The 19,434-nt window shown below is 69.6% G+C and carries 20 protein-coding genes, 1 tRNA gene and 1 riboswitch; of the genes, 8 read left to right on the plus strand and 13 right to left on the minus strand.

Going from position 1 to position 19,434, the window contains the following annotated elements:
* Window positions 1–7: 7 nt before the first annotated feature.
* Window positions 8–1,150 (minus strand): homoserine O-acetyltransferase MetX, encoded by a 1,143-nt coding sequence (gene metX / locus ACZ5RK_RS07735; RefSeq protein WP_464908680.1) that lies wholly within the window; start codon window positions 1,148–1,150, stop codon window positions 8–10.
* Window positions 1,147–2,412: an O-acetylhomoserine aminocarboxypropyltransferase/cysteine synthase family protein gene (locus ACZ5RK_RS07740; protein WP_464908681.1), complete on the minus strand. Its 1,266-nt coding sequence runs from the start codon at window positions 2,410–2,412 to the stop codon at window positions 1,147–1,149. Before ACZ5RK_RS07740 ends, metX begins: the two co-directional genes overlap by 4 nt.
* Window positions 2,413–2,538: 126 nt before the next feature.
* A riboswitch (SAM riboswitch) is annotated at window positions 2,539–2,675 on the minus strand.
* A 115-nt stretch (window positions 2,676–2,790) separates the two neighbouring features.
* Here ACZ5RK_RS07740 and ACZ5RK_RS07745 point away from each other — a divergent pair.
* From ACZ5RK_RS07745 to ACZ5RK_RS07765, 5 genes are all read left to right on the plus strand, one after another.
* Window positions 2,791–2,867 (plus strand) — tRNA-Pro (locus ACZ5RK_RS07745).
* Window positions 2,868–2,907: 40 nt separating this feature from the next.
* Entirely contained in the window at window positions 2,908–4,383 is a 1,476-nt protein-coding gene (locus tag ACZ5RK_RS07750; RefSeq protein ID WP_464908682.1) for a Na/Pi cotransporter family protein, read from the plus strand.
* 10 nt (window positions 4,384–4,393) lie between these two features.
* Window positions 4,394–4,909, plus strand: coding sequence for an RsmD family RNA methyltransferase (locus ACZ5RK_RS07755; protein ID WP_054647497.1), 516 nt, complete (start codon window positions 4,394–4,396; stop codon window positions 4,907–4,909).
* Complete coding sequence (gene coaD / locus ACZ5RK_RS07760) at window positions 4,910–5,389, plus strand: pantetheine-phosphate adenylyltransferase (protein ID WP_464908683.1); 480 nt, start codon at window positions 4,910–4,912, stop codon at window positions 5,387–5,389.
* A gap of 25 nt (window positions 5,390–5,414) precedes the next feature.
* On the plus strand, window positions 5,415–7,007 hold the full coding sequence (locus ACZ5RK_RS07765; protein WP_464910073.1) for an aldehyde dehydrogenase family protein: 1,593 nt from the start codon (window positions 5,415–5,417) through the stop codon (window positions 7,005–7,007).
* A gap of 71 nt (window positions 7,008–7,078) precedes the next feature.
* Here ACZ5RK_RS07765 and aroH read toward each other — a convergent pair whose 3' ends face one another.
* Window positions 7,079–7,447 carry a chorismate mutase gene (gene aroH / locus ACZ5RK_RS07770; protein WP_054647498.1) on the minus strand — a complete coding sequence of 123 codons (369 nt, stop codon included), beginning with the start codon at window positions 7,445–7,447 and terminating at the stop codon, window positions 7,079–7,081.
* Window positions 7,448–7,515: 68 nt separating this feature from the next.
* Here aroH and ACZ5RK_RS07775 point away from each other — a divergent pair, with 68 nt between their 5' ends.
* Window positions 7,516–8,169, plus strand: coding sequence for a PIG-L family deacetylase (locus ACZ5RK_RS07775; RefSeq protein ID WP_054647499.1), 654 nt, complete (start codon window positions 7,516–7,518; stop codon window positions 8,167–8,169).
* On the opposite strand, the gene ACZ5RK_RS07780 is transcribed toward ACZ5RK_RS07775, so the two are convergent.
* The 7 genes from ACZ5RK_RS07780 to ACZ5RK_RS07810 are packed head-to-tail and all read right to left on the minus strand — an operon-like array spanning window position 8,057 to window position 14,660.
* Window positions 8,057–9,424 (minus strand): chloride channel protein, encoded by a 1,368-nt coding sequence (locus tag ACZ5RK_RS07780; protein ID WP_464908684.1) that lies wholly within the window; start codon window positions 9,422–9,424, stop codon window positions 8,057–8,059. The genes ACZ5RK_RS07775 and ACZ5RK_RS07780 overlap by 113 nt on opposite strands.
* Window positions 9,424–10,533: an amidohydrolase family protein gene (locus ACZ5RK_RS07785; RefSeq protein ID WP_464908685.1), complete on the minus strand. Its 1,110-nt coding sequence runs from the start codon at window positions 10,531–10,533 to the stop codon at window positions 9,424–9,426. Before ACZ5RK_RS07785 ends, ACZ5RK_RS07780 begins: the two co-directional genes overlap by 1 nt.
* Window positions 10,514–11,296, minus strand: a complete 783-nt coding sequence (locus tag ACZ5RK_RS07790) for a GNAT family N-acetyltransferase (protein ID WP_464908686.1) — start codon at window positions 11,294–11,296, stop codon at window positions 10,514–10,516. The genes ACZ5RK_RS07785 and ACZ5RK_RS07790 overlap by 20 nt, the downstream gene beginning before the upstream one ends.
* Complete coding sequence (menC, locus tag ACZ5RK_RS07795; protein WP_464908687.1) at window positions 11,269–12,378, minus strand: o-succinylbenzoate synthase; 1,110 nt, start codon at window positions 12,376–12,378, stop codon at window positions 11,269–11,271. Before menC ends, ACZ5RK_RS07790 begins: the two co-directional genes overlap by 28 nt.
* Entirely contained in the window at window positions 12,369–13,634 is a 1,266-nt protein-coding gene (gene serS, locus ACZ5RK_RS07800; RefSeq protein WP_464908688.1) for a serine--tRNA ligase, read from the minus strand. The genes menC and serS overlap by 10 nt, the downstream gene beginning before the upstream one ends.
* A 2-nt stretch (window positions 13,635–13,636) precedes the next feature.
* A complete protein-coding gene (gene gatC / locus ACZ5RK_RS07805; protein WP_054647589.1) occupies window positions 13,637–13,906 on the minus strand; it encodes an Asp-tRNA(Asn)/Glu-tRNA(Gln) amidotransferase subunit GatC in 270 nt (89 codons plus the stop codon).
* A gap of 10 nt (window positions 13,907–13,916) precedes the next feature.
* Window positions 13,917–14,660, minus strand: coding sequence for a DUF554 domain-containing protein (locus ACZ5RK_RS07810; protein ID WP_464908689.1), 744 nt, complete (start codon window positions 14,658–14,660; stop codon window positions 13,917–13,919).
* A gap of 20 nt (window positions 14,661–14,680) precedes the next feature.
* On the opposite strand from ACZ5RK_RS07810, the gene mnmC2 reads away from it, so the two are divergent.
* A complete protein-coding gene (mnmC2, locus tag ACZ5RK_RS07815; RefSeq protein ID WP_464908690.1) occupies window positions 14,681–15,334 on the plus strand; it encodes a tRNA (5-methylaminomethyl-2-thiouridine)(34)-methyltransferase MnmC2 in 654 nt (217 codons plus the stop codon).
* Here the strand turns inward: mnmC2 and ACZ5RK_RS07820 are convergent.
* Together ACZ5RK_RS07820 and ACZ5RK_RS07825 are read right to left on the minus strand one after the other, a co-directional pair.
* Entirely contained in the window at window positions 15,231–16,424 is a 1,194-nt protein-coding gene (locus ACZ5RK_RS07820; protein ID WP_464908691.1) for a polysaccharide deacetylase family protein, read from the minus strand. The genes mnmC2 and ACZ5RK_RS07820 overlap by 104 nt on opposite strands.
* A complete protein-coding gene (locus ACZ5RK_RS07825) occupies window positions 16,415–17,581 on the minus strand; it encodes an MFS transporter (protein WP_464908692.1) in 1,167 nt (388 codons plus the stop codon). Before ACZ5RK_RS07825 ends, ACZ5RK_RS07820 begins: the two co-directional genes overlap by 10 nt.
* A 14-nt stretch (window positions 17,582–17,595) precedes the next feature.
* Between ACZ5RK_RS07825 and ACZ5RK_RS07830 the strand changes: the two genes are divergently transcribed.
* A complete protein-coding gene (locus ACZ5RK_RS07830) occupies window positions 17,596–18,279 on the plus strand; it encodes a glycosyltransferase family 2 protein (protein WP_054647461.1) in 684 nt (227 codons plus the stop codon).
* Here ACZ5RK_RS07830 and ACZ5RK_RS07835 read toward each other — a convergent pair.
* The gene (locus tag ACZ5RK_RS07835) at window positions 18,218–19,429 is read right to left on the minus strand and encodes a glycosyltransferase family 4 protein (RefSeq protein ID WP_464908693.1); all 1,212 of its coding nucleotides are present in this window, start codon (window positions 19,427–19,429) and stop codon (window positions 18,218–18,220) included. The genes ACZ5RK_RS07830 and ACZ5RK_RS07835 overlap by 62 nt on opposite strands.
* Window positions 19,430–19,434: the final 5 nt, after the last annotated feature.

Raw genomic sequence — 19,434 nt, forward strand, 5'->3', positions numbered from 1 at the left:
GGGGTACTTAGGGGAGGAAGCCCCCCAGGATCTCCTCCACCTGGTCCGTCTCCAGGAGGAAGGCGTCGTGCCCGTGGGGACTCTTGATCTCCCGGTAGCGGGCCCCCGCCATCCGGGCCATCTGCTTGACCTCCCAGGCGGGGTAGAGGAGGTCGGTGTCAATGCCCACGAAGAGGGAGGGGATGGACCTTAAGCGCTTCAGAGCCTCCTCCACCCCGCCCCGCCCCCGGCCCACGTCGTGGGTGTCCATGGCCCGGGAGAGGACCAGGTAGCTCTCGGCGTGGAAGCGCCGGAGGAACTTCTCCCCTTGGTAGTCCAGGTAGGTCTCCCCGAGCTCGGGCTCCGCGCCCCAGCGGGCCTCAAACCCTTCGGGGGCCCGGTAGCTCATCATGGCGATGCCCCGGGCCAGGGCCATCCCCTTGGGGGCGGGGTCTCCCCTTTGGTACCCGGGGTCTTGCAGGATGGCCTGCCGGGACAGGTGGTTGAAGGCCCTGGCCCAGGGCCCGTGCCGGGCGGGGGCGGCGAGGACCACGAGCTTTTTCACCCTTTCCGGGTACATGAGGGCGAACTCCAGGGCCACCATCCCCCCGAGGCTTCCCCCGATGACCGTGGCCTTCTCCACCCCCAGGTGGTCCAGAAGCCTCGCCTGGGCCCGGGCTAGGTCCCGGAGGGTGAGGGGGGGGAAGTCCTTCCCGTAGGGGCGGCCCGTGCGGGGGTCTAAGGAGAGGGGGCCGGTGGAGCCGTAGCAGCTTCCCAGGTGGTTGGCGCTGACCACGTAGTAGAGGGCGGGGTCCAGGATGCGCCCGGGGCCCACCAGGCCATCCCACCACCCCTCCTTCCCGAAGGCCTGTTCCAGAGGGGAGAGGCTTTGGAAGGTCTCCTCGCGGTAGGTTCCCGCCAGGTGGGCGCTTCCCGTGAGGGCGTGGAAGACGAGGACGGCATTATCCCGCCTGCGGGAAAGGGTCCCGTAGGTCTCAAACCGCAGGCGCACCTCGGGGAGGTATCCCCCAAGCTCCGTGTAGAACCCCTCCCGCCGGGGGAAGAGCACGGCGGTGCGGGGTTTGGGCGGGGGGATGGAGAGGGGGGAGCGGGGAGGCTTGAGGAGGAGGGCCTCGTGTTCCCCCCAGGCCTCCAGGGCGATCTCCTTCATGCCAGGGCCTCCTTAAGCTCCGCCTTCAGGTCCTCCACGTGCTCCAGGCCCACGGAAAGCCGCACCATCTCCGGCAGGACCCCGGCCTGGGCCTGCTCCTTGGGGGAGAGCTGGGAGTGGGTGGTGGAGGCGGGGTGGATGGCCAGGGTCCTCGTGTCCCCTACGTTCGCCAGGTGGGAGATGAGCTTAAGGCGGGAGATGAAGCGCTTCGCCGCCTCGTACCCCCCCTTCAGGCCGAAGGTGAGGACGGCCCCCGGCTTCCCCTTGAAGTACTTCTGGGCCCTTTCGTGGTGGGGGTGGTCCTCCAGCCCGGGGTAGTTCACCCAGGCCACCTGGGGGTGGGCCCGAAGCCAGTGGGCGAGGTGCAGGGTGTTTTCCACGTGGCGCTCGGACCTCAAGGAGAGGGTCTCCATGCCCAGGAGGACCACCCAGGCCTCAAAGGGCCCCAGGGCCTGCCCCTGGTCGCGGAGGCCGTCCACCCGGGCCTTGACGATGAAGGCCAGCTCCCCAAAGGCCTCCGTGAGCCTTAGGCCGTGGTAGCCGGGCTGGGGTTCGGTGAGCAAGGGGTAGCGGCCGTTGTCCCAGGGGAAGTTCCCCCCGTCCACGATGCCCCCGGCGATCACCGCCCCGTGCCCGCCTGCCCACTTGGTGAGGGAGTGGGTGACCAAGGCCGCTCCCCACTCCAGGGGCCTCAGGAGGTAGCCTCCCATGCCGAAGGTGTTGTCCACGATGAGGGCCACCCCCTTTTCCCGGGCGGCCTGGGCCAGGGCCTCGAGGTCGGGGATGTTCAGGGCGGGGTTGCCGATGGACTCCACCCACCAGGCCCGGGTGTTCTCGTCGGTGAGGGCCAAAAACTCCTCAGGGCGCTCCTCGCGGGAGGTGAAGCGCACCTCTATGCCGAGCCTTTTCAGGGTCACCTTGAACTGGTTGAAGGTGCCCCCGTAGAGGTTGGGGGTGGAGACGAGGTTGTCCCCCGCCTGGGCCAAGGTGGTGAGAGCCAAAAACTGGGCGGCGTGGCCGCTTGCGGTGGCCAGGGCCGCCTTCCCCCCCTCCAGGGCCGCGAGGCGCTTCTCCAGCACGTCCACCGTGGGGTTCATGATGCGGGAGTAGATGTTCCCGAACTCCTTGAGGGCGAAGAGGTTTGCGGCGTGCTCGGGGCTTTGGAAGACGTAGCTCGTGGTGGGGTAGATGGGGACCTGCCGGCTGAGCGTGGTGGGCTCGGGCTCGTAGCCCGCGTGGAGCTGTAGGGTCTCAAAGCGCATACGGCCTCCTTGCCAGAGACCCGCCCTGGGGCGCTGGGGCCATCCCTGGGAGGGGCCAAAAAAAGCCCCCTCCCGGCAAGACCGTTCTCTCGCCAAGAAGGGGTTGGGCGTGGCGCTTACCCCCCTCTCTTATCGTCCCCGGGCGTTTCCCCCGCCCGGGCCGGCCTTGGCACCAGCCCCGCCCGCATCCGGCCATGGAACGGAAGGGGCGGGAGGTTGCCGCGGTTTCACAGGGCCGTACCCTCCACCGCTCTGGATAAGAGAACGGGCCGGTTTTCGCCGCGCCCCGGCGCGGTTAGGGGCTAGTGTAGGAAAACCTCGGGAGGGTGTCAACCCCTTTGACCTTTGGGCCTTCCTCCCCTATACTGGACTCCGCTACGGGGAGTAGCGCAGCCCGGTAGCGCACCTCGTTCGGGACGAGGGGGTCGCTGGTTCAAATCCAGTCTCCCCGACCACTGGCCGGCCTTCGGGCCGGCTTCTCGTTATACTTTCCCCGTGCGCTTCCTGGCGGGCCTGGCCCTTTTCTTCCTCGGCCTCCACCTGGTTTCCGAGGCCCTTTCGGGCTGGAAGGGGCGCCGCCGCCTGGTGGCCCGGGTACTGGGGTCGCCCGCAGGGGCGCTGGCCTACGGCCTTCTCCTGGGGGCCCTCTCGGGGAGCGGCTCGGGGCTTGGGCTTCTGGCCTTGGCCCTTCTGGAGGTGGGGGTGCTGGCCCACGCCCAGGCGGCCCTCCTTTCCTTGGCGGCCACCGCCGGGGCAGGGGTTTGGGTGGGGCTTCTGGCCTTGGCCAAGGAGGGGGTGCGGGAGGTCTTGCTGGCCCTGGGGCTTTTCCTTTACCTGGTGCCCGCCTGGCGCAGGGTGAGCTTTCTGGTCCTGGGGCTTGGCCTGCTCTTCCTGGGCTTTGGGGAGATGGCGGCGGGGATGGAGCCCTGGCTGCCCCTGGGGCAAAGGGTGGCGACCCCCCTGGCCGCTTACGGGCTGGGCCTCCTCCTTGGGGGGGTCTTGGGCTCGGCCAATGCGGTGGCCGCCTTGGGCCTCCTCCTCTCGGGCCAGGTGGCCCCCGGGGTGGCGGTGGGCCTGGTCCTGGGGGCTGGGGTGGGCACCACGGCCACCCTGCTCTGGGCGGCCTTGGCGGGCCGGGAGGAAGCTTTACGGCTTGCCCTTCCCCTCTTCCTCCACCGCCTCGTCCTTTCCCTTTTGCTTCTGCCCTTGTCGGGATGGGTGCCCGGGGTCCTCCTTTGGCACCTCCTGAGCCACCTCCTTTACGCCCTCCTCTACTGGCCCCTGGGCGGGGTTTACAGCGCCTTGGCCGAGGGTCTTTTTCCCCGGCGCAGGGTGGTCCCGAAGTACCTCCGTCGGGAGGCGCTGGACTCGCCCCTTCTGGCCCTGGCCCTGGTCCGGCGGGAGCTCGCCCGGGTGGCGGACGCCGTGCGGGGGATGCTGGTCCAGGCCATCCGGGTGCTGGCCCAGGAGGAAGGGGGCGAGGCCTCCCTGCAGCCCCTGGAGGAGAAGGTGGACGCCCTCACCCGGGAGCTGGTGCTTTACACCTCGGAGCTCGCCAGCCGCACCCAGGAGGAGAAGGCGGTGAAGCTCTTCATGGCCGCCAGCGAGCTGGAACAGCTGGGGGACCTGGTGCGCCGGGTGGTGCGCCAGGTGGAAAGGCTTTGGGGCCAGGGCCTGCGCTTTAGCCAGGAGGGTAAGGAGGAGCTCCTCCAGGCCTTGGGCCGGCTCCTCACCCGGATGGAGCATCTAGGGGCGGCCTTGGCCACCGGGGAGAAGGCCCTGGCGGAGGAGGTGCTGAGGGAGGACCTGCGCGAGTACTTCCAAAGCCTGAGGCGGGCCCACCTGCACCGCCTCGAGGCCGGCCTCACGGAAAGCCGGGCCAGCACCCTGGCCCATCTGGACATCCTCCTCACCCTGGAGACCCTGGACCAGGGCCTCGTCCGCCTGGCCCAGCTGGTCCTGGAGCTTTAAGCTAAGAGGCGTGCTGAGGATCCTAGGCGGCAAGGCCAAGGGCGTGCCCTTGAAGGTGCCGGCCTCGGCGCGTCCTTCCCCGGTGCGCCTGCGCAAGGCCCTCTTTGACTACCTCCGCCCCCGTTACCCCCGGCGGGGGCGGTTTTTGGACCTCTACGCCGGGAGCGGGGCGGTGGGGCTGGAGGCGGCCAGCGAGGGCTTTGAAGTTACCCTGGTGGAAAAGGACCCCGAGGCCGTCGCCCTCCTCAAGGAAAACGCCCGCCGCGCCGGCCTTTCCGTGCGCATCGTCCCCCTTCCGGTGGAGGTCTTCCTGCCGGAGGCTAAAGCCAAGGGGGAGCACTACACCGTGGCCTTCATGGCCCCCCCCTACCCCATGGACCTGGTGGCCGCTTTCCGGGCCCTTCTGGAAAGCGGCCTGGTGGAGAAGGGAGGGCTTTACATCCTGCAGCATCCCAAGGAGCTTTACCTGCCTATGGGGGAGCGGCGGGTCTACGGGGAGAACGCCCTTACCCTTGTGGAGGTCTAAATGCACGTGGTCTATCCCGGAAGCTTTGACCCCCTCACCAACGGCCATCTGGACGTGATCCAGCGGGCGAGCCGCCTCTTTGACCGGGTCACGGTGGCCGTCCTAGAAAACCCCAACAAGCGGGGCCAGTACCTCTTTAGCGCCGAGGAGCGCCTCGGGATCATCCGCGAGGCCACGGCCCACCTCAAGAACGTGGAGGCCGCCACCTTTTCTGGCCTCCTGGTGGACTTTGTGAAGCGGGTGGGAGCCCAGGCCATCGTCAAGGGCCTCCGGGCGGTTTCCGACTACGAGTACGAGCTGCAGATGGCCCACCTCAACCGCCAGCTCCTGCCGGGTCTGGAAACCCTCTTCATCCTGGCCGCCACCCGCTACTCCTTCGTCTCCAGCACCATGGTCAAGGAGATCGCCCGCTACGGGGGGGACGTGTCCAAGCTGGTGCCCCCTGCCACCCTCAGGGCCCTCAAGGCCAAGTTCGGCTAGGGTAAAATCCCCCGTGGAGGTCGTCATGAAGGCCTTGACCAGCAAGTACGGCAACGCCCTGGAACTCGGCCATCTCATCGGCGGCGAGGAGGTGTACGAGGGGAGGCCCCTGGAGCGCCACAACCCCTCGGACCGCGAGGACCTGGTGGCCCGGTTTCCCGAAGGCACCAAGGACACCCTGCGCAAGGCGGCCCTGAAGGCCCGGGAGGCCTTCGCCGAGTGGAGCCGCACCCCCGCCCCGGTGCGCGGGCAGGTCCTCTTCAACCTGGCCAAGATCCTGGAGCGGGAGAAGCCCACCCTCACCCGCCTCATGGTGCGGGAGGTGGGGAAGACCTTTAAGGAAGCGGCGGGGGACGTGCAGGAGGCCATAGACACCGCCCTCTTCTTCGCCTCCGAGGGCCGGAGGCTCTACGGCCAGACCGTGCCCAGCGAGATGCCCCATAAGGAGCTCTTCACCTTCCGGAGGCCCTTGGGGGTGGTGGGGATGATCACCGCCGGAAACTTCCCCATCGCCGTGCCCAGCTGGAAGCTCATCCCCGCCGTGCTCACCGGGAACACGGTGGTGTGGAAGCCCTCCGACGACTCCCCGGCCCTCTCCTACATCTTCGTCAAGCTCTTTGAGGAGGCGGGCCTCCCCCCCGGGGTGATCAACCTGGTCTTCGGCGGGGGCAAGGACTCCACCGGGCAGTGGCTGGTGGAGCTCATGGACGAGGGGCTTCTCAACAAGTTCGCCTTCACCGGCTCCACCAAGGTGGGCCGCTGGATCGGGGAGGTGGCGGGGAGAAACCTCATCCGGCCCACCCTGGAGCTGGGCGGGAAGAACCCGCTGGTGGTCATGCGCGATGCCGATCTGGACCTGGCGGTGGAGGGGGCCTGGTGGAGCGCCTTCGCCACCGGGGGGCAGCGGTGCACCTCGGCGGGAAACATCCTGGTGGACGCCCCCATCTACGAAGCCTTCAAGCGCCGCTTCCTGGAGAGGGTGGAGGCCACCCGGGTGGGCAACCCCCTCCTCCACCCCGAGGTCACCTACGGCCCCTTCATCAACGAAAGGCTCTTCCAGCGCTGGCTGGAGCACTACGCCTGGGGGGAGGAGGACGGGGCCACGCTGCTTTTGGGCCGGGGACGCATCACCCGGGAGAACCCCTACCCCCATTTCCTGGGGGACCCGGAGGCGGGGCTATATGGCTGGCCCACGGTCTGGGAGGCCCGGCCCGGCATGCGCCAGTTCCAGGAGGAGATCTTCGGCCCCACCATCAACCTGGTGAAGGTGGACGGCATAGAGGAGGCCATAGAGGTGGCCAACAGCACCCCCTATGGCCTCTCCAGCGCCATCTACACCAACCACCGCCACTGGGCCTACCTCTTCAAGGTGGGCATCCGCGCTGGCATGACCAGCATCAACAACACCACCGTGGGGGCGGAGGCCCACCTGCCCTTCGGCGGGGTGAAGGCCAGCGGCAACGGGGCCCGGGAGTCGGGGATCTGGGTGATTGAGGAGTACACCTACTGGCATGCGGTGAACGAGGAGTACTCGGGGAGGCTGCAGCTCGCCCAGATGGACACGGGCTACGTGAGCCCCAAGGCCCCCACCCCTTGGGCCGAGGTCCTGGGGTTTTAAGTACCCCACCGCGGCGAAAGCCGCGGTGGGGGCCCCCAAAAAGACTCCGAAGCCCAAGCGCGGGCACTTAGCTACTGGGCGCTTTCCAGATCCGGCCTTAGCCGCACCGCCTCCCTTAGGTAGACGTGGCGCACCCGGTCCTGGGGAGTGTCGGTGTTCCAGAGGGCCAGGACGCGTATGACCCGGGGGAGGCTTCCCGGCACCGGCACCTCCTGGGCGGAGAGGAGGGGGACCCGGTGCATGCCGATCTGCCTTGCGGCCTCGGCGGGGAAGGCCGAGGCCAGGTCATGGGTAACGGTGAAGATGACGGCGGCGAGCTCCTCGTAGCTCTTTATGCCGTTGGCCTCCAGCATCCTCAGGAGGAGCTCCCGGGTGGCCTGGTGGATGGCCTCCGGCGTGTCCTCTTCTACGGTGATGGCGCCCCGAATGCCCCGGACCATGGTTAGGCTCCATCCTAAAGGGTTTTCCCCCGGGGAGCAAGTTGGGTAGACTTTGCGGCATGAACCTCATGGCGGTCTTCGCCCACCCCGATGACGAGATAGGCGCTGCGGGCACCCTGGCCTTCCATGCCCGCCGGGGGGACCGGGTGATGCTGGTCTGGATGACCCGGGGGGAGTTGGCCAGCCAGTTCGGCGAAGCCCCCCCCGAGGAGGTGGCCCGGGTGCGGGAGGAGCACGGGCGGCACGTGGCGGGCCTCCTCGAGGCCGAGTACCGCTTCCTTCCCTTCCAGGACACCTTTCTTACCGGCGGGCGGGAGGAGGCCTTGGCCCTGGCCCGGCTCATGGCCGAGTTCCGGCCCGATGCGGTGATCACCTGGGACCCCCTGGACGTCCACCCCGACCACCGGGCCACCCACCGGGCGGTCCTTTCCGCCCTAAAGCTCTGCCGCATCCCCAAGCTGGTGGGGGAGGCCCACCGGGGGCCCGTGCGCCTCTACCACTACCCCAGGCGGGAGCTCCTTCGGCCTTGGGTCTACGTGAACGTGACGGCCACGGAGGAGGTGGCGGAGGCGGTGTTCGGCTTCTACCAGGAGTTTTACCGCTGGCCCTTCAGCCTGGAGGAGTTTCGGGCCCGGCGCCGTCTCCTTGGGCAGGAGGCGAGGGTTCCCTTTGCGGAGGCGTTTCAGACGGATTCTCCTCCGGCGTGGCCGGGGCTTCCCTAAGGCCCTCCTCCCAGGGGTGGGAGGGGCTTAAGACGTAGGCCAGGAGGACGGCGGGCAGGACCAGGGGCAGGGTGGCGTACCCTCCCCATTCGGCGGCCAGCACCGTGGCGGCGAAGGGGGCCCGGGCCACCCCGGCCAAGACGGCGCTTCCCCCGGCTAAGGCCAGGGCCTCCGGGGGCAGGGCCAAGGGCCCCGAGAGGCGGGCCAGGAAGGCTCCCAAAAGCCCTCCCAGGACCAGGGCCGGGGTGTAGGGCCCCCCGTAGGCCCGCACCCCCTGGGCCAGGAGGAGGAGGAGGAGCTTGGCCGCGAGAAGGGAGAGGAGGGCCGAGGAGGAGAGCAGAGGGGTGGTGGCCACCGCCACCCAGCCGAGGCCCGCGCCCAAGGCCTCGGGCAGGAGGAGGAGGCTAAGCCCCAGGGCCAGGCCCAAAAGCCCGTGCCTGAGGGGAAAGGCCAGGGGCTTGAGCCGCTTTTCCAGGAAGCGGCTGCCTTCCGTGAAGGAGGCGGCAAGAAGCGCCGCCAGGAGGCCGGTGAGCACGCCTGCGGGCAGGGCCTCGAGGCCCACCTCCACCCGGAAGGGGAGGAGGGGGGTGTAGCCGAAGAAGGCCCCGTACACGGCGAAGCCCGCCAGGGCCCCGATCAAGGCCGGGGTGAGGGCGCGGGCCTCCAGGAGGAGGCTCCGGTAAAGGATCTCCGTGGCCAGGAGGGCTCCCGCCACGGGGGCGTGGAAGGCGGCGGCGAGCCCGGCGGCGAGCCCGGCGAAGGCCAACCCCCCGCCCACCCGGGGAAAGCGGCGGTCCAGGGCGCTTCCCAGCCAGAGCCCCAGGACGCCGAAAGGCCCTTCCCGCCCCAGGGGGGAGTAGAGGGCGAGCTGCAGCACCCCTCCCAGGACCGCCCGGGGGTGGACGAGCCTGGGGGCTTTCCGCCCTTCCCGGGCCAGGAGGAGGAGGGCGGAAAGCCCCTGGCCGGTGCCCAGAAGGCTGACGAGGGCGAAGAGGAGGGGGAGGAGGAAGGCCGAAGGCCAGAGGCCGGGTCCGGTGAAGGCCTGCAAAAGCCCCCCTTCCCCGGGGGCTTCCGGCGGCAGGTAGCCGAAAAAGAGCCCCGTGAGCTGGCCAAAGGCCCGGAGGAGCAGGTTGAGGAGGGCCACCCCAAACCCCGTCATGGCCCCGGTGAAGGCGCTGTAGAGGATGAGGGGGCCCAGGTGGCGCACGCTTTCGTCCCGGAGGGTGGGGAGGAGGTTGGGCGGGCGGGGCCGCATCAGAGGGAGTGTACCAAAGAGGCGGGGGTGCCCCGGGCGAGCCTGGGGGTAGGAAGGCCCAAGGCCCGGTACCCTCCCCGGGTGAGGGCCCGCGCCAGCAGGCGGGGGTCGGCTTTGCCCCAGAGGAACCGGGCCTCGTTTCTTACGTCCAGGTCGGGGCTTGAGCCCCGGGAGTCGGTGCCCAAGGCGAGCTCCACCCCGTGGCGGGCGTAGAGGGAAAGGGGGGCCTCTCCCACCTCCAGGTTCCGGTTGGAGCGGGGGCAGAGGACCACCTTGGTTCCCGTTTCCGCCAGGAGCCCCACCTCCTCCTCGTCCACTTGGACCCCGTGGACCAGGAGGGTGGTGGGCCCCAGGACCCCGAGGGCGTGGAGGTAGCGCACGGGGGTCGTGCCGGGCGGGGTCCAGGGGGTCTTGGCGAAATGGCGGTGAAGGGCCGCCAGGGGACCCGTTCCCTCCCGGAGGAAGGCCACCTCCTCGGGGCTTTCCGCCGCATGGACCATGAGGGGGATCCCCTCGGCCCTGGCCCACTCCGCAAGCCGCTTGAGGAGGGGGGGGCTCACGGAATAGGGCGCGTGGGGGGAAAGCCCCACCTGCACCCTCCCTTCCCGCCTCCGCCAGGCCCCCACCTTTTTCCGCACGGCGTCAAAGACCTCGTCGGCGGCGGAGGGTTCGGGGGCGAAGACCTCGTAGAAGGCCACCCCGGGGAGGGGGCTTTCCTGAAGGAGAAACTCCATCACCTCCTCCTTGAAGACGATGTCGGCGAAGGCCCCCGCTCCCGAGGCCAAAAGCTCCTCCAGGCCCCGCCTCGCCCCCTCGAGGCCCCGCCTTTCCCGGTGGGCCACCACGTGGGGGAGGAAGCCGGAAAAGGGCCCCCGGTAGAGGGGGAGGAGGGAGAGGTCCAGGTGGGTGTGGGCGTTCACCGGGGGCGGGAGGAGGGCCCTCCCCTTGTGGACCACCTCGGCCTGGGGGAAGCGGGTTCTTAACTCCTCCAGGCTTCCCTGGCCCACCACGAACCCCCCCTGAAGGGCGATCCCCCCCCGGAGCATGGGGGTGCCGAAGCCGGTGTAGACCACCTCGGCGGTCCAGAGCTCAGTCCTTAGCCAGGACATAGCGGTTGGGGTGGCGGAGGAAGTCCACCAGGCGGTAGCCCCGGGCGAAGTAGTGGGGGAGGACGAGGCGGCTATGCTCCCGCCACGTTAGGGCCAGGTCCGGGTCTTCCTTGAGGATCCTCCCCCAGTCCTCGGGGATCTGGAAGAGGAGCTTGGGGGCCTCGAGGTCCAGCCTGGCCTCCAGGGGCACCTCCCCCTCCACCCGGTTCACCTGGGGGAGGCCCGCCACCTCGAGCTCGGGCGGGGGGGCGTACAGCCTGGCGTAGACCCTCTCGGAGAGGAGGTCCCACTGGGCGAGGAGCCGGTCGGAGGGGGCCCCGGCGTTGATGCCCGTCATGGGGCCGTAGTGGTCGGGGAGGTAGCGCCGGGCGGTGGCCCCGAGCTTCCTCAGGTTGAAGTTGGCGTTCACCCCCCGCATGGGGTCAAAGGTCCAGACCACCCGGCGCACCCCGCGGGCCAGGCACCAGTCCCTTTGGAAGCGCTTGAGGAGGAGGGCTGCCCCCGTGCCCCTATAGGCCTCCAGGACGCCCAGCATGTGGGAGTGGTGGAGGGCGGGGTCCTTCGTGGGAAAGCCGAAGACGAAGCCCACCATCCGCCCCTCGGCGAAGGCCCCGGCCACGAGCCCCCCCTCGTCCTGGAGGGCGATGAGGAGGCCCCTGGGCACCAGGTCGCTTTCCGCGCGCCCCCAGACCTCCCGCTGGAGGGCCACCACCTCCTCCATCTCCTCCCAGCCCCTTAGCTCGCGGACATGTACCTCTGCCATAGGGTGATGCGCTCCACGAAGGGAAGCTTGAGGTGGACCCCGATCCCCGGGCCTTCCGGCACGGGCATGAGGCCGTCCTTGGCCTCCAGGGCCTCCTCCACGATGTCCTCCTCCCAGTAGCGGCTCGCCGAGCTCACGTCCCCCGGCTTGGTAAAGCCGGGCAGGGTGGCGAGGTGGAGGTTGTGGGCCCTTCCCACCCCCGCCTCCAGCATCCCCCCCATCCAGAGGGGGATCCCGGCGCTTTGGGCCAGGGCGTGGACCCGGAGGCTTTCCCCGTGGCCGCCGAGCCTCGCGGGCTTGACGTTGAAGACCCGGCCCGCCCCAAGCTCAATGGCCTTCCTGGCCTTCTCCGCCCCCGTGAGGCTTTCGTCCAGGCAGATGGGGGTGGAAAGCTCCCGCTGGAGCTTGGCGTGGTCCAGGAGGTCGTCGTAGGCCAGGGGCTGCTCAATGTAGTCCAGGCCGAGCTCGTCCAGGCGGCGGAGCCTGGGAAGGTGGGCGAGGCTGTAGGCGCTGTTGGCGTCGGCGGTGAGGGTGGCTTCGGGGAAGGCCTGGCGCACCGCCTTCAGGACCTGGTAGTCCCAGCCCGGCTTGATCTTGAGCTTGATGCGGCGGTAGCCCTCCTCGAGGTGCCGCTCCACAACTTTAAGCGTGTCCTCCACCGTGGGCTGGATGCCCAGGGAGACCCCCACCTCCACCGCTCTTCTCACCCCTCCCAGGACCTGCCAGAGGGGCTTCCCCAGGGCCTTGGCCCAGAGGTCAAAGAAGGCCATCTCCAAAACCGCCTTGGCCATGGGGTTGCCCCGGAAGGGGGAGAGGGCCTCCCGGAGGGCCTCCGGGTTCGGCAGGTCCTTTCCCAGGACCCGGGGGAGGAAGGCCTCCTGGAGGAGGTACCGGGCACCTTCCACGGTCTCCTCCCGGTAGAGGGGAAGCCTCTCCATCACCCCTTCCCCCAGGCCCTCCAGTCCCTCCCCGAAGAGCCTCAGGAGGAGGATGGTCCTTTTGGTCTGCACCCCGAAACTGGTCTCAAAGCGGAACCTCAGGGGAAGCTCCAGGACCCTTATCTCGGCGGCCTCTATGCGCATGGCTCCAGCACCTCCTTGCCCATATAGGGGACGAGGGCCTTGGGCACCCGCACCCGGCCGTCCGGGAGCTGGTGGTTTTCCAAGAGCATGGCCAGGATGCGGGGGGTGGCCAGGGCGGTGTTGTTGAGGGTGTAGGCGTGGCGCACCCGGCCCTCGGGGTCGCGGTAGCGGAGGTTCGCCCGCCGGGCCTGCCAGTCCAGAAGGGCCGAGCAGGAGTGGGTTTCCCGGTAGCGCCCCTCGGAGGGGAGGTAGACCTCCAGGTCCACCTGCCGCCACTTCCCCGGGCCCATGTCCCCGGTGGCCACCTCCACCAGGCGGTAGGGGAGTTCCAGAAGCCTTAGGATCTCCTCGGCGTTTTCAAGAAGCTCCTGGAAGGCCCGGTCCGAGGCCTCGAGGCTGGCCTCGGTGAGGACGTACTGCTCCACCTTGTGGAACTGGTGGACCCTGAGAAGCCCCCGTACGTCCTTGCCGAAGCTCCCCGCCTCCGAGCGGAAGGCGGGGGCGTAGCCGGCGTAGCGGAGGGGCAGGGCCTCGTGGGGGAGGACCTCCCCGGAGTGGAGGGCGTTCAGGACCACCTCGGCGGTGCCCGTGAGGTAGAGGTCGGTCTCGGCGATGGCCCAGACCTGGTCCCGGTAGGCGGGGAAGTGGCCGGTGCCGAGGAAGGCCGCTTCCCGGGCGTAGGAGGGGAGGGTCATGGGGAGGAAGCCCCTCCTGGCCATGAAGTCCATGGCGAAGCGGAGGAGGGCGAGCTCGTAAAGGGCGAGGTCCCCCCTTAAGGCGTAGGAGCGGCTTCCCGAGACCTTGCTGATCCTGGGCTCCCACCAGCCGTTTTTCTCCATGAGGGCCACGTGGTCCAGGGGGGAAAAGGGGAACTCGGGCGGGGCGCCCACCCGCTTGATCTCCCGGTTGGCCTCCTCCCCGCCCACGGGGGCCCCGGGCCAGGGGGGGAGGGGGACCTGGAGGAGGAGGGCTTCCAGCCCCGCCTCCTTCTCCCTTAGGGCCTCCTCCAGCCGCCTGGCCTCCTCCCCCAGGGCCTTGCCCCGGGCCATGAGGGCCTCCTTCTCCCCCGGGGGGGCCTTGGGGACCCGCTTGGCCACCTGGTTGCGCTCGGTCTGCACCTCCTGGAGGCGCCTCTTCAGGTCCTGCACCTCCCGGTCCAGGAGGAGGAGGGCCTCGAGGTCCAGGTCCACCCCCTTCAGGCGGATGGCCTCCCGGTAGACCTCGGGGCTTTGCCGGAGGGCTTTCAGGTCCACCATGGCTACTCCAGAACCGGGGGCACCCGGAAGAAGCCGTCCTCGGTCTCGGGGGCCACGGAAAGGGCCTCGGCCTGGGAGAGGGAGGGCTTGGGCTCGTCCTCCCGCAGGCGGCCTCGGGCCTCCCCCCCCTCCTCCGCCTCCACCCGGGGCAGGGCGTCCACGAAGTCCAGGATGCGCCTTAGGTCCTCCAGGAGGAGGGCCTCCTCCTCCGGGGCCAGGGGGACCTGGGCCAGGGCCTCCAGCTTGCGCAAAAGCTCGGGCGAGAGCTCCATGGGGGCTATCTTAGCTCAGCCAGGCCGCCAAGGCCCAGACCAGGGGGGTGAGGAGGAGGGCGGGGAGGAAGGAGCCCACCCGCACCCGGGCAAGGCCCAGGAGGTTGATCCCCACCCCCAGCACCATGAGCCCCCCCACCCCGGTGAGGAGGAGGACCCTGGGGTCCTGGGCGGGATCGGGCAGGGCCTGGGCCAGGGTGCCGGCCAGGAGGGCCACCCCCCCCTGGTAGAGGAGGATCACCAGGACGCTGAAGCCCACCCCCACCCCGAAGGAGCTGGTGAGGGCGATGGAGGAGAGGCCGTCCAGGGTGGCCTTGAGGAGGAGGAGGCTGGCGTCCCCGGTGAGGCCGTTCTGGATGGAGCCCAGGAGGGTCATGGGCCCTACGCAGAAGAGGAGGCTCGCCGCCACGAAGCCCTCGGTGAAGCTTCCCCCGCCCCGCACCGCCCGCTTGATCTTTTCCCCGAGGCCCTCGAGGCCCTCCTCAATCCCGGCCCACTCCCCCAAAAGCCCCCCCAGCACCAGGGCCACGAGCCCCAGGACCACGCCGTCTATGGCCCCCCCCTTGGCCTTCCCCAGGGCCTGGGCCATGGAAAGCCCGATGAAGAGGGTGGTGAGCCCCACCCCCTGCACCAGGATGCGGGCCATCCTCTCGGGAAGCCTGCCCCGCAGGAGGAGGCCGAGCCCCGTGCCCAGGGCCACGGTGGCGGCGTTCACCAGGGTCCCCGAAAGCTTCTCCAGAAGGGTGAGCTCCATGGGGGGTATTCTAGCCCGGGATGGAGCTTCTTCTCACCCAAGACGGCACCCCCACCCTCTTCCACCCGGGGTATGGGGAGGCCTACCACCCGAGGCAGGGGGCCCTCCTCCAGGCGAGGCGGCTCTACCTGGAGAAGACCCTGACCCACCTGCACCCCGCCCCCAGGGTCCTGGAGGTGGGCTTCGGGCTGGGGGTGAACTTCCGCGCCGCCTTGGAGAGCGCCCTGCAAAGGGGGGTGAGGCTTTGCTACCTAGCGGTGGAGAAGGAGCCCCTGCCCCCGGAAGCCCTGATGGGGATCGTCCTTCCCCTTCCCCGGGCGGAGGCGGTCTTCGCCCAGCTCCTTAAGGTCTGGCCTACCCCCCGCTTCCTCGGGCCTTGGGGAGAGCTTCGGGTCCTTTTCGCCGACGTGCGGGAGGTGGCCCTGCCCTCCCGCTGGGCCACGGCGGTCTTCCTGGACCCCTTCAGCCCCCGGACCAACCCCGAGGCCTGGGAGGGCCTTGTCCTGAGGAAACTCCGCCTGGCCCTGAGGCCGGGGGGGCGGCTCGCCACCTACTCCGCCCAGGGGGCCTTCAGGCGGGCCCTCCGGGAGGCGGGCTTTGCCCTGCACCGGGTGCGGGGGGTGGGGAAGCGGGAGTGGACGGTGGGTATAGCGCGAGGAGCTCCTCCCGGCTGAGGTGGGCCATCCGGGCCGGGGGCCTTCTCCGCTTAGGGAGCTCCCCTCGGTAAAGCCAAAGGAACCAGGCGCTGGCGAGCCCCGCCACGAGCCTCGGCCAGAAGGGGAGGTCTAGGGCCTTGAGGCCCAGGATCTTTCCCCCGTCCGCCAGGTAGGTGTACCCGTAGACCAGGCGCACCTCGGGGTCTTCGGCCACCTTCTCCGCCACCTTCCGGAGGCTTCGCCGCAGGTGGCGGACCGCCTCAAAGGGGGCGAGCTCCATGAGCCTTTGGCTTTCCAGGTGGAGCTCAAAGGCGGGCACCCCCGGGGACAGGCCGGGGAGGGCGGGCCCCGGAAAGGGCTTCTTCTCCAGGCGGAAGAGGTCAAAAGGCCCAAGGCCCGCCCGCACCACCCCGTGCCTCCGGTTGTACCGCTCCTCAAACCCCTGGAGGCCCCGGATGAGGGCGAGCCTGGGGGTGAGGGGCCTTAGGGCGAGCTCGTCCAGGGGGACGGGCCGGTAGCCCAGGGAGCGCATCTTGGGGAGGGCGATTTCCAGGAGGCGCAGGGTGCGCTCGGGGCCGTCGTGGAGGAGGACCACGCTTCCCGGGCGCAGGTAGTAGAGAAGCCTCTCCGCCAGGGCCTCGGGGGGGAGGGGGAGCCAGTCCTTGCCCTCCAGGTCCCAAAGGGCCACGCGCTTTCCCAGGAGGCGGGCGAAGAGGCGGGTGAAGGGGGTGTGGAGCCCGTGGGGGGGCCGGTAGTAGCGCCCGGGGTTTCGGCGCATGTGCGCCCACTCTAGCCAGGGGAGGAGGAGCTTCCAGGCCCGGTGCCACTCCCCGTGGTCCTCCACCTGGTGGCCTTCCCGCCTTATGGCCTCCACCAGGTCGGGCCTGGCCTTGGCCCGTTCCCCGGTGAGGAAGAAGGTGGCCCTGACCCCGTGGCGGGCCAGGAGGTCCAGGAGGGCCGCCGTGGTCTCGGAGGGGCCGTCGTCAAAGGTGAGGGCCACCTTGGGCTCCCGCCTGGAGGCGTGGGCGTAGGCGCCCAGGCCCAGGAAGCGAAAGAGAAGGTCGGCTAGGCCGTAGAGAAGGAGGAGAAGGCCTAGGGCTAGCTCCATCTCTCCCTCCTCAAGGCGAGGGCGTAGAAGAGGCTCAGGAACAGAAAAATGGCGCTACCCGCGAGGAAGGGGGCCTGGAGGCCAAAGCCTTCCCACAAGGCCCCCCCCGCCACCGGTCCCAGGGCCACCCCCAGGCCCTCCATGGTCATCAGGGTGCCCCAGATGGCGGCGCGGTTTTCCTGGGGCAGGTTCTTGGCCAGGAAGCCGTTCCAGCCGGGCATGAACAGGCCGAAGCCCACCCCGGCCAGAAGGACCAGAAAGGCCACCTCCCCCAAGGAGGGGGCGAAGGCCAGGCGCCCCATGGCCAGCCCCAGAAGGCCGAGCCCTCCCACCAGGGCCAGGCGGTAGCCCCGCCGGTCCACCAGGCGCCCGGTGAAGGGGAGGAGGCCGAAGGCGAGCCCTCCCCCCAAGAGGAGGAGGACCCCCAGCTGGACGGGCTCGAGGCCCAGCCTCTCCTTGGCGAAGCGCAGAAGGAAGAGGGAGACCAGGGCCGGGGCGAAGGTCTGGCCAAAGGCGGCGGGCAGGAAGAAGAGGAGGCGGGAGAGGGGATAGCGCTCCCGGCTTGGCGGCGGTACGGGGATGCGAAAGCGGACTAGGCTTAAGGCGAGGCCCAGGGCCAGGGCCTGGCCCCAGAGGAGGAGGTGGAGGCCCATCTCGGGATGGCGCTGGGCCACCTGGCCCACCCCCACGAGGCCGATCCCCACCCAGGGCATCACCAGGCTGAGGGTGAAGGAGAGGGCCCGGGCCTCCCGCCCCGGGAGGGCGATGCGGCTGGCGTAGGTCATGAGGCCCGGGTAGAGGGTGGACATGGAGATGCCCCAAAGGATCCCCGTGGCCCACAAGAGCCAGGCCTCCTGGGCCATGGGGGTGAGGAGAAGGGCCAGAAGCCCGGCGAAGGCGGCGAGGCTTACGGTGAGCCCGAAGCCCACCCGCTCCGCCAGAAGCCCCCCGAAGCCCTTGGAGAAGTTTTCCGAAAGCTGGTGGAGGGTGTAGGCCAGGGTGAAGGCGGTGGGGCCCAGGTGGAGCTTTTCCGGGGCGTAGAAGGGGAGGAGGCCGGCGAAGTAGCCGCTTCGCACCCCTTCCATGAGGCCCACGGCCAGGAGGAGGCGGAAGAGGACGGAAAGCCCCTCCCGGGTCCACGGCAGATGGCGAAACACGCTAGAGTATACCCGTGCGCATCAGCGTGGTGATCCCTGCCCACAACGAGGAGGCCTATCTGCCCCAGGCCCTGAGGGCGGTGGCCGCCCAGACCCTGAAGCCCCTGGAGGTCATCGTGGTGGACAACGCTTCCACCGACCGCACCCGGGAGGTGGCGGAGGCCCTGGGGGCCCGGGTGGTCTCCTGCGGGAGGAAGGGGGTGGCCTTCGCCCGGCAGGCGGGGCTTCTCGCCGCCCGGGGGGAGTGGGTGGCCATGACCGACGCCGACTCCCTGCCTATGCCCTACTGGCTGGAAAGGCTTACCCAAAGGGCTACGGGGGCCGTGGCCCTTTACGGGCCTCTGCGCTTTTACGGGGTCTCCCCGTGGGAGGCCGCCTTTTCGGAGTGGGGCTACCGGGCCTTCCTGAACCTCATGGCCCTCCTGGGGCGGCCCAACCTGGCCGGGGCCAACATGATGGTGCTTAAGGAGGCGGCCCTCCGGGCGGGAGGCTTTCCCCAGGTGGAGGCGAGGGAGGATGTCCTCCTGGGCTGGAAGCTCAAGGCGTTGGGCCCCGTGCGCTACGTCCCCGGGGCTTTGGTCCTCACCTCGGCCCGCAGGCTCAAGGGGGGGTGGCTTCCCTTCTTGCTCCGTCAGGCTAGAAACCTTCTGGGCGATCCTCGAGGCTATTTCGGGGCAGGCGGGGAAAGGGAAAGATGAGCCTCCTGGGCTCCGCCCGCAGGATCTCGCTGGCCTCGTCGTATACGGCCACGATCCGCTCGGCGATGCGCTCCGCCGAGCGCTCCAAGGCCCAGGCCCTGGCCTGGAGGCTGAAGCGCCTCCGCTTCGCCTCGTCCCTGAGGAGTTCTAAGGCCTTTTCCGCCAGGGCCCGGAAGTCCCTCGGGGGCACGAGGTAGCCCGTCCTCCCGTCCTCCACGCCTTCCAGAACCCCTTCCGCCCCCACGGCCACCACCGGCACCCCCATGGCCTGGGCCTCCCAGATCACCAGGCCCTGGGTCTCCGTCTCGCTGGCGAAGAGGAAGAGCTCCGCCAGGCGGTAGTACCCCCCGATCCTGCGGTAGGGCACCGGGCCCAGGAAGCGGAGGCGCTCTGAGATCCCCAGTTCCTGGGCCAGGGCCTGCAGGTTTAAAAGCTCCGGACCTTCCCCGATGTGCACCAGGAAGACCTCCTCCTCCCGGGCAAGCTCCGCCACCGCCTTCAGGACCACGTCAAAGCTCTTCTCCTTCCCCAGCCGCCCCACGGTGATGAGGCGCCTTTTGCCCTCGGGCCAGGGGGAGGGAGAGGGAAGGGGGGCTTCCTCCAGGAGGCGGTTGTCGATCCCCGTGGGAATGACCCGGATGGGCCTTTCTATGCCGTAGCTTTCCGCCAGGCGCTTCACGGGTTCCGTGGGGGCGATGACCACCTCCACCCGGTTATAAAAGGCCTTGGCCAGCCGGGGCACGATGCCGGTGTACTTGTCCAGGATGGCCAGCCCCGGCACGTAGTGGGCGTACTTCTCGTAGTGGGTGTGGAAGGTGGACACGTGGGGGAGGTTCTTGCCCCGGGCGATCCTCAGGCCCCACACCCCCAGGGTCAGGGGAGTGTGGGTGTGGACGAGCTCAAACTCCGTGGGCAGGTACCGGGCCGAGGGGAGGGCGATCTGCTGGCCCTCGTAGAAGGGGTAGGCCACGGAAGGGACCCGGACCACCCCCTCCTCGTTCTCCGGAGCCTCGGGGTGGGCTGGGGCGAGGACCCAGGCCTCGTGGCCCATGCGCCTAAGCTCCCGCAGGAGGAGGTAGACGCTGGTGGTCACCCCGTTGGGGTTGGGGAAGTAGACGTCGGTGAAGAGGCCTACGCGGTAGAGGCGCACAGCTC

It is taken from the genome of Thermus kawarayensis JCM 12314, from assembly GCF_055393575.1.

What these genes read in the sequence shown, in the direction of transcription:
- ACZ5RK_RS07790 (WP_464908686.1), bottom strand. Translation starts at nt 11,296, where the DNA reads ATGGCAGAGGTACATGTCCGCGAGCTAAGGGGCTGGGAGGAGATGGAG.
- aroH (WP_054647498.1), bottom strand. Translation starts at nt 7,447, where the DNA reads ATGGTCCGGGGCATTCGGGGCGCCATCACCGTAGAAGAGGACACGCCG.
- serS (WP_464908688.1), bottom strand. Translation starts at nt 13,634, where the DNA reads ATGGTGGACCTGAAAGCCCTCCGGCAAAGCCCCGAGGTCTACCGGGAG.
- ACZ5RK_RS07785 (WP_464908685.1), bottom strand. Translation starts at nt 10,533, where the DNA reads ATGTCCTGGCTAAGGACTGAGCTCTGGACCGCCGAGGTGGTCTACACC.
- metX (WP_464908680.1), bottom strand. Translation starts at nt 1,150, where the DNA reads ATGAAGGAGATCGCCCTGGAGGCCTGGGGGGAACACGAGGCCCTCCTC.
- ACZ5RK_RS07765 (WP_464910073.1), top strand. Translation starts at nt 5,415, where the DNA reads ATGAAGGCCTTGACCAGCAAGTACGGCAACGCCCTGGAACTCGGCCAT.
- ACZ5RK_RS07775 (WP_054647499.1), top strand. Translation starts at nt 7,516, where the DNA reads ATGGCGGTCTTCGCCCACCCCGATGACGAGATAGGCGCTGCGGGCACC.
- gatC (WP_054647589.1), bottom strand. Translation starts at nt 13,906, where the DNA reads ATGGAGCTCTCGCCCGAGCTTTTGCGCAAGCTGGAGGCCCTGGCCCAG.
- ACZ5RK_RS07810 (WP_464908689.1), bottom strand. Translation starts at nt 14,660, where the DNA reads ATGGAGCTCACCCTTCTGGAGAAGCTTTCGGGGACCCTGGTGAACGCC.
- mnmC2 (WP_464908690.1), top strand. Translation starts at nt 14,681, where the DNA reads ATGGAGCTTCTTCTCACCCAAGACGGCACCCCCACCCTCTTCCACCCG.
- ACZ5RK_RS07820 (WP_464908691.1), bottom strand. Translation starts at nt 16,424, where the DNA reads ATGGAGCTAGCCCTAGGCCTTCTCCTCCTTCTCTACGGCCTAGCCGAC.
- menC (WP_464908687.1), bottom strand. Translation starts at nt 12,378, where the DNA reads ATGCGCATAGAGGCCGCCGAGATAAGGGTCCTGGAGCTTCCCCTGAGG.
- ACZ5RK_RS07780 (WP_464908684.1), bottom strand. Translation starts at nt 9,424, where the DNA reads ATGCGGCCCCGCCCGCCCAACCTCCTCCCCACCCTCCGGGACGAAAGC.
- coaD (WP_464908683.1), top strand. Translation starts at nt 4,910, where the DNA reads ATGCACGTGGTCTATCCCGGAAGCTTTGACCCCCTCACCAACGGCCAT.
- ACZ5RK_RS07740 (WP_464908681.1), bottom strand. Translation starts at nt 2,412, where the DNA reads ATGCGCTTTGAGACCCTACAGCTCCACGCGGGCTACGAGCCCGAGCCC.